The organism is Floccifex sp. (assembly GCF_051873495.1).
Taxonomy (GTDB): Bacteria; Bacillota_I; Bacilli_A; order Erysipelotrichales; family Erysipelotrichaceae; genus Floccifex.
The window spans coordinates 1-4322 of the sequence record NZ_JBJEEX010000139.1 but is presented as its reverse complement, the minus strand read 5'-3'; the positions used below and the strand labels follow the sequence as shown (position 1 = coordinate 4322).

The 4322-nt window shown below is 32.0% G+C and carries 5 protein-coding genes and 1 other annotated feature; of the genes, 1 reads left to right on the top strand and 4 read right to left on the bottom strand.

Translation table 11 applies throughout. The annotated features are described in order from the left end of the window. Positions 1-114 precede the first annotated feature (114 nt). From ACI313_RS09345 to ACI313_RS09330, 4 genes are all read right to left on the bottom strand, one after another. The gene (locus ACI313_RS09345; RefSeq protein ID WP_320607634.1) at positions 115-846 is read right to left on the bottom strand and encodes an amino acid ABC transporter ATP-binding protein; all 732 of its coding nucleotides are present in this window, start codon (positions 844-846) and stop codon (positions 115-117) included. Then, the gene (locus ACI313_RS09340) at positions 839-1522 is read right to left on the bottom strand and encodes an amino acid ABC transporter permease (RefSeq protein ID WP_320607633.1); all 684 of its coding nucleotides are present in this window, start codon (positions 1520-1522) and stop codon (positions 839-841) included. Before ACI313_RS09340 ends, ACI313_RS09345 begins: the two co-directional genes overlap by 8 nt. 16 nt (positions 1523-1538) lie before the next feature. Further along, positions 1539-2306, bottom strand: a complete 768-nt coding sequence (locus ACI313_RS09335) for a substrate-binding periplasmic protein (protein ID WP_439755855.1) — start codon at positions 2304-2306, stop codon at positions 1539-1541. A 40-nt stretch (positions 2307-2346) separates the two neighbouring features. Then, positions 2347-2556 (bottom strand) — a binding site (T-box leader). Between the two features lie 49 nt (positions 2557-2605). Then, a complete protein-coding gene (locus tag ACI313_RS09330; RefSeq protein WP_439755854.1) occupies positions 2606-3109 on the bottom strand; it encodes a YgjV family protein in 504 nt (167 codons plus the stop codon). 65 nt (positions 3110-3174) lie between these two features. Here ACI313_RS09330 and ACI313_RS09325 point away from each other — a divergent pair. Further along, a partial coding sequence (locus ACI313_RS09325; protein ID WP_439755853.1) for an MATE family efflux transporter occupies positions 3175-4322 on the top strand: 1148 nt, incomplete at its 3' end.

Sequence of the window (4322 nt, the reverse complement as noted above, 5' to 3'; positions counted from 1 at the left end):
ACAACAATAATATCAGAATTTAAAAAGACTGTCGACCACTTTGTCAACAGTCTGTCACCTGTTTCAAACAGGTGTTTTTTTTTATAAAAAAAATCGTATAAATTAATATACGATTTAATCATAGAAGACTTTACTTAAAAAGTCTTTAGCTCTATCTGATTTTGGATTAGAAAAGAATTCTTCACTTCCGCACTCTTCAATAATTTCTCCTTGATCTAAGAAAACAACACGATTTCCAACTTTACGAGCAAACCCCATTTCATGAGTAACAACAATCATTGTCATTCCTTGATTCCCTAAATCCTTCATAACCTCTAATACTTCTTTAATCATTTCGGGATCCAGAGCACTTGTCGGTTCATCAAATAACATTATTTCAGGATTCATACATAAAGCACGAGCAATAGCAACACGTTGTTTTTGCCCACCTGATAAATTATTAGGATATGAATCTTTCTTTTGTAACAAGCCAACTTTATCTAGTAATTGTAAAGAGACTTGTGTTGCTTCTTCTTTTGATTTGTGAAGAACTTGAATCTGTGCTAAATTACAGTTTTCTAATACAGTCATATTAGGAAATAAATTAAAGTGTTGAAAAACGAATCCCATTTTATTTCTTTGCAGACGGTATTTCTCGGTATTTTTAGGATCCATCAATTCGCCATCCATATAAATACTACCAGCATCTGCTTGTTCTAATCCATGAATGCATCGAAGTAATGTACTTTTTCCTGAGCCGCTTGGCCCAATTAAAGAAACAATGTCTCCTTTATGAATTTCCAAACTAACGTCTTTCAAAGCATGGAGCTTGCCAAAATTTTTTTCAATATGTTCAACTTTAATCACTGATAGCTAACCTCTTTTCCACTTTAGAACCAATAAATGATACTGTTGCTGTCATAATTAAATAGAAAATTGCAGCCAGTGAATATGGTGACATAACATCAAAGTATTGTGTTCCTAAAATTTGTGCACTCTTCAATAATTCCACTGCACCGATACAACTTATTAATGAACTATCTTTAATTAAAGTAATAAATTCACTAATAAGAGGTGGTACAATGCGCTTGAAAGCTTGTGGTAAAATAACCAACTTCATTGTTTGCCAACTAGAAAGTCCAAGTGTTTCACATGCTTCCCATTGTCCTTTATCAACACCATTAATTCCCGAACGAATTAATTCCGTTTGATAAGCACCTGAGTTAATACTCAAAGCAATAATTCCAATCAAACGTGGATCCATTCTTAAAATATTTCCAGTAATGGCAGTATAAACGGATGGAATAACTGAGAAAATAATCAAAATTTGAAGAAGTAATGGTGTACCACGAATAATTGTGACATAAATATTACTTAGAAAGCGAGGAAGGATATGTTTACTTGTCCTTCCCATTGCCCCTAAAGTTCCAAGAATTAATCCTATTGTTAAGGAAATTGCAGCAATAACAACTGACAACAAAGCTCCTTTTCCTAAAAATAGAACATTCTCTATCGTAAAAACTTTATCAATCGCAACAAACATCTTTATTCTCTTTCTATTATTCTGTTACAACTGGTGATAAACTATATTTGCTGCATAAGTCTTGATAATCTTGGCTTGCCAAGAATTTTTCAATGCATTTATTCATTAAATCAATAATTTCTGTGTTACCTTTTTTAGCGATAATGAAATTTTGTTCATCTAATAATGCTTCATCAAGCATAATGAAATCGGCATTGTCAACATAGTTCTTAGCAACTCCACCATCAACAATAGCAGCATCATATTGATGAGCAGCTAAAGCATTCATAATATCTTGTACACTCTTTAAACCACTGATATTCGCGTCCTTAATTTCTTGTGCCGCTTTTTCACCTGTAGAACCAGTTTGAACAGCTACACTTTTTCCTTCTAAGTCAGCTAAAGATTTAATATCACTATCTGCAGGTAATACTGCAACTTGGCTTGATCCTAAATATGGTTCAGACCATTCTACTTCACGTTGTGGATCATAAGAGAATCCAGAGATACCTACATCAATTTGATCTCCTTGAATTTGAGTAATGATATTATCAAAATCCATTTGTTTAAATTCTAATGTATATGTTACATCACTGTCTTCGTTTAAATATTCTTCAAATTTAGCAACCATGTCTGCATCAAATCCGACGATGTTACCATCTGTATCCAATGACTCATATGGAGCATAATCTGGAGATGTTCCAATTGTAATTACTTTTGTGTTCTCTTCACCTTTTGAAGATGAACAACCAAACATAGATGCAGCCAATAAACATGCCATACCAACTTTTACTACTTTTTTCATATTCTTTTCCTCCTTAAAAAAAACGTCCTTTTCATTTTCATGAAAGGACGTTATTGACGCGGTACCACCTAACTTCCACCTGCTCTATGCAGATGACACCTCATTCTTAACGCGAATTAACGATCATTGCCTCACAATTTCGACAACGCAACTCCAAGACACGTTCCAAACTTTTCTCCAACAATTTACACCAACCATTGTCTCTCTATAGAAGAATGATGTTTGTACTTCTTCTTTTCTTTGTTTTTATGATTTAAATTATACTCAAGCTATTAGGCAATGCAAGAGTTTTTTTATTTTCAGAAACTTTTTTTCATTTTATAAAATGTGTATGAATTTGTACAAGTGCTCACGCAATCAAAGAAGAAAGCTACATAATTTGATATAGAAAAATCGTAAATTAGCCAAAGTAATAAAGTTCCAATCACAACAATTTTAAATTGAATAGGGTCCTTACTGTCCATATACCATGTAAAAATAGCCGTTGCGATAATTGGAAGCATGTTAATTAAAGTAATTGAATCAAAATTAAGTGCCAAAACAATTTGTATTAAAATAAAAACAATTTTAACTGGCTTTGTAAACGGTATTTTAAAAGATAATAAATTTCGTAGAATCGTAAAGGAATTAGTAATAAATCCTGTTATTCCGCCCAAAACAAGTTGAGAAATTCCAATTAGACCACATTGAAAACATTGTCCAATTAATATATGTTCTTTTTTCTTTAAAAAACCAATACCAATCATTACAAAAGAGCCAAGTAAAGCTATCGCATTTCCAATAAAAAACGTATTAAAATTCATTTTATCACCTACATTATTCTACAATAAAAAATACCTTTTTCAAAAAAAAAGAGTATGATTAACCTATGCAAAATGATTTTTCAAAAGGTAAAGTATCAAAAATTATATTTTTACAGACAATTCCATTATTAACAGCTCAGTTAGTTCAATTATTTTATAGTGTGATTGATCGCATATACATAGGACACCTACCCACTTATGGCTCGATGGCTCTCACTGGTATTGGTATTGTTTTTCCTTTAACAACTTTAATAGGGGCTTTTACACAATTATATTCTTCAGGAGCAACACCGTTATTTTCTATTGCTCGTGGTCAACAAGACACTGATAAAGCAAGCCATATTTTATCTCAGTGTATTTCATTGCTTGGAATTACTTCCATAATTTTAATGCTTGTTTGCTATGTATTTAAAAGACCTATTTTATATGCCTTTGGAGCTAGTGATTCCTCTTATTTTTATGCCAATCAATATTTAAAAATCTATTTACTAGGAACTTTATTTTCTATGTATGTAACAGGTCTCAACGGTATGATTAATGCCCAAGGATATCCTAAAATTGGTATGTTCACCACTTTGATTGGAGCAATATTAAACTTAATATTAGACCCTATTTTTATTTTTGTTTTGGATTTAGGCGTTGTTGGTGCAGCAATAGCAACCGTAATATCACAGTTTATTTCCTTCATTTGGATTTTCAAATTCTTTGTAGGAAAGAAAAACATTTATCGTATTCGATTGTCTTATTTAAAGCCACAATGGTCATATATAAAAAAAATAATTGAACTTGGTTTATCTGGGTTTATTGTCATGGCAACGAATTGTGGTGTTCAAATTGTATGCAATAACACATTAATGACATATGGCGGTGACTTCTATGTTGGTATTATGACCATCATAAATTCGGTACGAGAAATCTTATCCGTTCCTGTTCAAGCTCTTGGTAATGGTTGTCAACCTGTTAATGGTTATAACTACGGAGCAAGACAATATAAACGCGTAAAAGAAGGAATTCGTTGTAATATTATTGGCGGTGTAGTTTACACATTTATTGCCTGGATGATTTGTTTCTTATTTCCTCAACAGCTTATTTCTTTATTCACAAATGACATTGAAATCATTAAATTAGGTACTCCTTGTCTTCATATTTATTTTTTTGGTTTTTGTTTCATGGCCTTCCAATTCTGTGGACAAAGTACCTTTCAAGCTTTAGG

What these genes read in the sequence shown, in the direction of transcription:
- ACI313_RS09340 (WP_320607633.1), bottom strand. Translation starts at nt 1,522, where the DNA reads ATGTTTGTTGCGATTGATAAAGTTTTTACGATAGAGAATGTTCTATTT.
- ACI313_RS09330 (WP_439755854.1), bottom strand. Translation starts at nt 3,109, where the DNA reads ATGAATTTTAATACGTTTTTTATTGGAAATGCGATAGCTTTACTTGGC.
- ACI313_RS09335 (WP_439755855.1), bottom strand. Translation starts at nt 2,306, where the DNA reads ATGAAAAAAGTAGTAAAAGTTGGTATGGCATGTTTATTGGCTGCATCT.